General features: G+C 67.0%; 5 protein-coding genes. All 5 read right to left on the reverse strand.

Annotated features, from left to right (window positions below; genetic code table 11):
• A partial coding sequence (locus ACOJTD_RS22905) for an aminotransferase class I/II-fold pyridoxal phosphate-dependent enzyme (RefSeq protein ID WP_420135148.1) occupies nt 1-770 on the reverse strand: 770 nt, incomplete at its 3' end.
• 268 nt (nt 771-1,038) lie between these two features.
• On the reverse strand, nt 1,039-2,400 hold the full coding sequence (gene glnT / locus ACOJTD_RS22910; protein WP_420135149.1) for a type III glutamate--ammonia ligase: 1,362 nt from the start codon (nt 2,398-2,400) through the stop codon (nt 1,039-1,041).
• Nucleotides 2,397-3,182 (reverse strand): creatininase family protein, encoded by a 786-nt coding sequence (locus ACOJTD_RS22915; protein ID WP_420135150.1) that lies wholly within the window; start codon nt 3,180-3,182, stop codon nt 2,397-2,399. Before ACOJTD_RS22915 ends, glnT begins: the two co-directional genes overlap by 4 nt.
• 3 nt (nt 3,183-3,185) lie before the next feature.
• The gene (locus tag ACOJTD_RS22920; RefSeq protein WP_420135151.1) at nt 3,186-4,079 is read right to left on the reverse strand and encodes an ABC transporter ATP-binding protein; all 894 of its coding nucleotides are present in this window, start codon (nt 4,077-4,079) and stop codon (nt 3,186-3,188) included.
• On the reverse strand, nt 4,076-5,083 hold the full coding sequence (locus tag ACOJTD_RS22925; protein WP_420135152.1) for an ABC transporter permease: 1,008 nt from the start codon (nt 5,081-5,083) through the stop codon (nt 4,076-4,078). Before ACOJTD_RS22925 ends, ACOJTD_RS22920 begins: the two co-directional genes overlap by 4 nt.
• Nucleotides 5,084-5,119 lie beyond the last annotated feature (36 nt).

Below are 5,119 nucleotides of genomic sequence, written 5' to 3' on the forward strand. Positions count from 1 at the left end.
GTGGCGAAGATGAAAGGCCGCGACCGGTTGACGATAAAGTCGCGCACTACGCGGGGCGCCAGGATGAAGCCGCCGACGGTGCCGAGCGCCTTGCCGCAGGTGTGCAGCGTGACGACGTTGGGCCGACCTTCGAACTTCGCCGCGAGGCCGCGGCCATTCAGCCCGAGCACGCCGGTGGCATGCGCCTCGTCGATCACCAGCATCGCGTCGTGACGATCGGCCACAGCGACCAGGCTATCGAGATCGGGGCTGTCGCCGTCCATGCTGTACAGGCTCTCGACCGACAGCCACGGTCGCCCCTTGCCGCCGGCCGCACGCCAGCGCACGATCGCGCTTTCGAACGCGTCGATGTCGTTGTGCGCCGCGCTGACGAATTCGGCCCGGCCGCGGCGCAGTCCCTCGTGCGCGCTGGCGTGGATCAGCTCGTCGTGCACGACGAGATCGCCACGCTGCGGCAGCGTCGAGAAGATCGCCTGATTGGCGACGAAGCCGCCGCCGAAATACAGCGCCGTCTCGGCGCCGAAATATGCCGCCGCCTCGGCCTCCAGCGCTTCGTGCTCCGGATGATTGCCGCGCAGCAGCCGCGAGCCACCCGACCCCACCGGCACGCCGCGCGCCACCGCCTCGGCCGCCGCGCGATTGAGCTCCTCGGATTCGGCGAGCCCGAGATAGTCGTTCGACGTGAAGTCGACCCCCGCGCGCTCTTTGAGCGCCCGCAGCCGCCCCCGCGCCGCCAACCCGCGCAGATCGGCTTCGAAATCCTCATGCATGATCGTGATCTTCCCCTGGGCGCGACGCGCGCGAAGCCGCCGACATGCGCGCGAAAATCCGCCGCATTTCGGGCAGCTTCCGAGGCTCGCGCGAATGGCAACCCCGACGGTGCAGGGGGGTGCCATGCCGGCCTGGCGGAGGTCAAGGCGGCGGGCGGGAGTTGAACAATACCCGCACGCCGTTCGCTTGCGTTGACCCGCCGCGCGCCCGCATCATCGCTCAAGGAGGACGAGCTTCGGTTCTGATCCGGGTCAGAACCGGGACAGCCTAGAACATATGGCTGTAACGATCGATCTCCCACTGGCTGATCGTCGCGTGGTACTCGCGCCATTCCTCGCGCTTGTAGGCCACGAACTCGTCCCGCAGAGCCTTGCCCAACGTCTTCTCGACCAAGGCATCGGCCTCGAAAGCGTCGACCGCTTCGGCCAGCGTCTGCGGCAGGAATTCGATGCCGCGAGCGGCGCGTTCGGCCTCGGTGAGTTCGTAGAGATTGTCCTCGTTGGGCGCGCCAGGATCGAGCTTCTGGCGCACGCCTTCGAGACCCGCCGCGAGCGCCAGCGCCGCCGCGAGATAAGGGTTGGCGGCGCCGTCGGCGTTGCGGCTCTCGCAGCGGCCACCGCCCATCGGGACGCGAATCGAGTTGGTGCGATTGTTCGAGCCGTAGGAATTGAACACCGGCGCCCATGAGAACGTCGCCATGGCGCCGCGCCGCGTCAGACGCTTGTAGCTGTTCACCGTTGGGGCAAACGCGGCGCACAAGGCGCGGCCATGGCGCATCACGCCGGCGATGAAGTGATAGCCGATCTCCGACAGGCCGAGCCCACGCGGATCATCCTTCGGGGCGCGGGCAAAGAGATTCGCGCCGGTTTTCAGATCGGACAGCGACATGTTGAAGTGCGCGCCGTTGCCGGTGCGATTGGCGAACGGCTTCGGCATCATGGTGGCGATCAGGCCTTCGTCCTTGGCGTACTGCTTGGCCATGAGCCGGAAGAAGGTCAGCCGGTCGGCCGTGGTAAGCGCATCCGAATAGGCGAAGTCGAATTCGAACTGACCGTTGGCGTCCTCGTGGTCGAGCGAATACAGATCCCAGCCGAGATCGTTGATGGTTTCGGCGACGCGGTCGACCCAGGAGAAGTTCGAGAGGAAGCCGCGCACATCGTAGCAAGGCTTCACCAGCTTATCGTCCGGATCGGGAATCGCGAGCGCGCCTCCCTGCTGCTGCTTGAGCAGAAAGATCTCGCATTCGATGCCGAGATTGAATCCAAAACCCATCTGGGCCGCTTCGGCCATCACGTTCTTCAGCAGCACGCGCGTCGACAGCGGATAGGGCTCGCCCTTGAACGAGATATCGGCCGGGGCCCAGGCAATCTTGGGCTCCCAGGGAAGCTGGATGAACCGCGAGATGTCGGGCACCGAGGCGAACTCGTCCTCGTTCGGGGCCTGTCCCAGACCGTCGACCGCATAGCCGGTGTAGAGCTCGGAGCCCGCCGCCATCTGCGGCAGATGGTCGAGCGGCACGACCTTGCCCTTCTGGGCGCCGTGGATGTCGACGTAGGCCCCGATGCAATACTTCACGCCTTTGGCGCGCAGGCCTTCCATCACGGCCTTCACGTCTTCACTTGCTTTCATGACTTCTCTCTTGCGGTAGGGATAGTGGCCGGCTCGTCGAAGCCGTGGGATAGCGGCGGCGTCTCGGTGACGCCTTTGCGGATCAGCGCGCAGAGGTCTTCGACCATCCAGCCGAACAGGTGCTGACCTTTCTCCAGCGTCGCCAGACTGGGACGCCCGGTGACGCCGTTGAGGCTGGTGCGATTGACCGGATGCGCGAACACGAGGCCTTCGGTGCGGTCGGGATCGTCGGCGTCGGCGAAGCGGTCGGGCCGCGCGAGGTCGGGCGCGATCGCGAGCATCAGCGAGGATTCAGCGTCGTTGGCGTGCCAGTCGGCGGCGTCGGCGAAATGCGCCTCGCGCACCCGCTCGCTCAGCGTCGCGGTGTTGACCAGCGCCACCATCAGCCCATCGTGGCGTGCGCGCAGGATTTCCAGCGCGGAGCGAAGCGGCGCTGCGTTGGTAACGTGGGCGTTGACGATGAACAGCCGACGGACACCGGACGCATAGGCGCCCTCGCCGATCGCGGCGACGAGCTGCGTCGTGAGGATCGGATCGAGCGCGATCGTGCCGGGCCAGCGCCGGCTGTGGCCGAGCGAGCAGCCATAGGGCAGCGTGGGCAGCATCGGCACGCCGGTCGCCTTGGCGGCCGCACGGCACAGCGCGTCCGCCAGCACGAAGTCCATCCCGCAGCCGAGATGCGGCCCATGCTGCTCGGTCGCGCCGACCGGAAGGATCGCGGCGGCGCTGACCGCTTGAAGATCGCCGGGGAGTTCGGTCCAGGTCCGTTCGGCCCACTGCATCGCTTAGTTCACCTCGTCGCCAGCAGCCGCGAGCCGAACCACCGGAGTGATCGTCTCCTCGTCGTCGGTGGCTGCGCGTTCGTGCCGGTGGATCATGTCTTCGAGCCGCGACAGCGTGGCCTTCAACGCCGGGTCCTCGAGACTGCGGCCGCCCGCGGGCCGGAGGGCCGGCACCTCGATCAGGTCGACCACCGCGCCGGGATTGGCTTTCAGCACGAGGATGCGATCGGCGAGCAGCACGGCCTCGTCGAGGTCGTGGGTGATGAACACCACCGTGATGTCGATCTTGCTCCAGATATCGACCAGATAGGACTGCATCCGGGCCCGCGTCTTGGCGTCGAGCGCCGAAAACGGCTCGTCCATCAGCAGGATGCGCGGCTGGATCGCGAGTGCGCGGGCGATCGCGACGCGCTGCTTCATGCCGCCGGAGAGCTGCGCCGGATAGGCATCGGCGTAGGCTTCGAGTCCGACCAGATCGAGCCATTGCCCGGCCTGTCGCTTCGCTTCGGTACTCGCCATATTGGCCATCCGCAGGCCGAACATGACGTTGCCCAAAACGGTGAGCCACGGAAACAGGGTGTAGCCCTGAAACACCATCGCGCGATCGGGGCCAGGCCCATGCACCGGCTGGCCCGCGACCAGGATGTCGCCACCCTGCGGATCCTCCAGCCCGGCGATGGTGCGGATCAGCGTGGACTTGCCGCAGCCCGAGGGACCGACGACGCAGAGAAACTCCCGGCGATGGGTGACGAGATCGATGCGATCGAGCACCGTGCGTTCACCCTCCGCGGTCGGGAAGGTCTTGGTCAGCCCGCGCACCTGCAGGATCGGCTCACGCGCCTTCAGCCGCGCAAAGCGCGCCGCGACCGCCTCCTGGTTGGTCAGTGTCACGCTCATGCGGTGGTCTTCTTCCAGGGAAACAGCCAGCGCCCCAGCCGCGCCAGCACGAGATCACTCCCGAAGCCCACCACGCCGAGCACCAGGATCGCCGCATAGACGTTTTCGAAATGCTGGTAGCGCGCCTGCTGGGTGATGAAGAAGGTGATGCCCGACGACGCGCCGACCAGTTCGGCGACGATCAGATAGGTCCAAGCCCAGCCGAGCAGGATGCGCTGGTCGTTGTAGAGATCCGGCAGAATCGCCGGCACCACGACATGGCGCACCAGCCGCAGGTTACGCGCGCCCAGCGTCTGCGCGGCTTCGAGCAGCGCGTAGTCGACCCGCCGGGTAGTCGCGGCGATGATCAGCACCTGCTGGAAGAACGTGCCGATTACCACGATGGCGATCTTCGGTGCGTCGTAGATCCCGAGCACCGCGACGCACAGCGCGCCGAAGGCCGGCGCCGGCAGATAGCGGAAGAATTCGACGAAGGGTTCGGTGAGCCGGCCGATCGTGCTGTAGGCGCCGCACAGGATGCCGAGCGGCACGCCGATCACCGACGAAATCAGGAAGGCCCAGAAGATGATCTGGATCGAGTGCCAGAGGCTGAGGCCGAGGCGGAATTCGTCCCGCATGTCGGCGGCGGGCGTGACCGCACTCCACAGCGCACGCGCCACATCGTGCGGCGCCGGCAGATACACCGGATTGGCCGGCACGCCGGTGGGCGCGTCGGTGCCGGCGGCCTTGGCGGCCGCGACCTCCTCGGCGAACGCCTCCTTGGGGGCCCGCATGCCCTTCTGGAAGTAACTGACGTCACCCGGATCGGTGATCTCGATCAGCGGATGCCAGAGAAACGGCACGTAGGACACTGCGTACCATGCGAGTAGCGGCAGCGCGAAGGACAGCACGCCGAGGATCAGCCGCGCGCGCGGGCGCGGCGGGCGGCCGACCGCGAACCATCGTCCCGGCGCAGCGCGGCCGCGCCGGGATGGCTTGTCGGATATGGTCGGAATGCCCGTCACGTCGCTCAGTGCGCCAGCGCGATCGACGGGTCGATG

Origin of the sequence: Rhodopseudomonas sp. (genome assembly GCF_048594845.1) — a bacterium.
GTDB lineage: Bacteria > Pseudomonadota > Alphaproteobacteria > Rhizobiales > Xanthobacteraceae > Rhodopseudomonas.